Below are 1,161 nucleotides of genomic sequence, written 5' to 3'. Positions count from 1 at the left end.
CTGTCGTATCAGATAGCCTCTCTAAAGAGGACTTAACGTCTTTGTACAGCTTCTTGCCTTCCCGCCAGCTGCTGCTTCCTGGCTGATACAAACTCTTTTGGAGAGCAGCACAGGAGCTTTGTATTGAAAGGTACTGAGATAATTCCGTTAAACTATTAAAGGTTCGGTTAAAATACCGGTTTGCCCATTCAAGCAATGCAGTTTGGGCTGCATGGGCATCGTTTTTACTGCAGGCCTGTTGAAACTCTCTCCATAGCTTATCTTTGTTGAGCTGGTGGGCCGTTTTAGACGTCTCTTCTACCGCACCTTCTGATAATGATTGGCGACGCACCAGCAGGAAAAGATTGGTAGCTAACGATGCCAGTATAATAAGTCCTAACAGGGCAACGAACCAACTTTGCTGCCACCAAACCAGGGCGAATGAAGGCTTCGCAGGTTCAACCGGTTTTTCTTCCGCACTTTGCTTTTGCGGCGCTGCTGCGCCACTGGGTTGATTTCCCTCAGGGATTGCTTGCATACCTTCAGCCATAGCGACTGAAAACTTCAGATCATCAGTTTCAGCCGAGGCTGCTAGCCCCGTTTTGGTATTGAACCATGGAACTTCAAGCGCCGGGATGCTCAGCGGACCCGGTTGATTCGGTACAATTGCGAAGCTGACGGTCTTTTGTGAAATCACAACACCGTTGCGTGTAAACTGGTCGGTTTCGTCGCCATCAGGGTACACTCTTACCGTATCTGGAAACTCAGGTTTTATTTCCGGCAGTTGCTCTGGCTTTACGCCAATAGCAGTTAACATGTATGAAATAGTCAGAGGTTCACCAACGGTGTAGGTTTCCTGCTCTGGTGAAACCGACTGAGAGATACTGACTAATTCACTCGGTAACCAATGCCCCTGCCAGTTAGCCGGAACAGGTTTGACGTTAACATCTATTGTTTCTGCTATTGTGCTAACGGGCTGAGTGTTGGAAAACGAAGAGAATATTGAGCGTTGTCCCTGGGTAAAGACTTCTCCATCAAAGCGTGCCCCTGTGATACTTAAGGGACCTGATTTGCTGGGCGTTATTTGATAAACCCGCTGATAAACCTTGTAGCGGCGGCCATTAACCATCTGTGTACTTTCTTCATCTCTGCCTATTTGCTGAACATCTGCATTTTCAGCTT

Annotated in this window: 1 protein-coding gene; it reads right to left on the bottom strand. The window is 47.6% G+C overall.

Annotated elements, in window-relative coordinates; genetic code table 11:
- A partial coding sequence (locus B3180_RS00870) for a BatD family protein (protein WP_286842368.1) occupies positions 1-1,161 on the bottom strand: 1,161 nt, incomplete at both ends.

It is taken from the genome of Idiomarina sp. UBA4206 (genome assembly GCF_002383015.1).
GTDB classification, from domain to species: domain Bacteria; phylum Pseudomonadota; class Gammaproteobacteria; order Enterobacterales; family Alteromonadaceae; genus Idiomarina; species Idiomarina abyssalis.
Note: the sequence above shows the minus strand (reverse complement) of the source record. Positions and strands in the feature narration are given on the sequence as shown.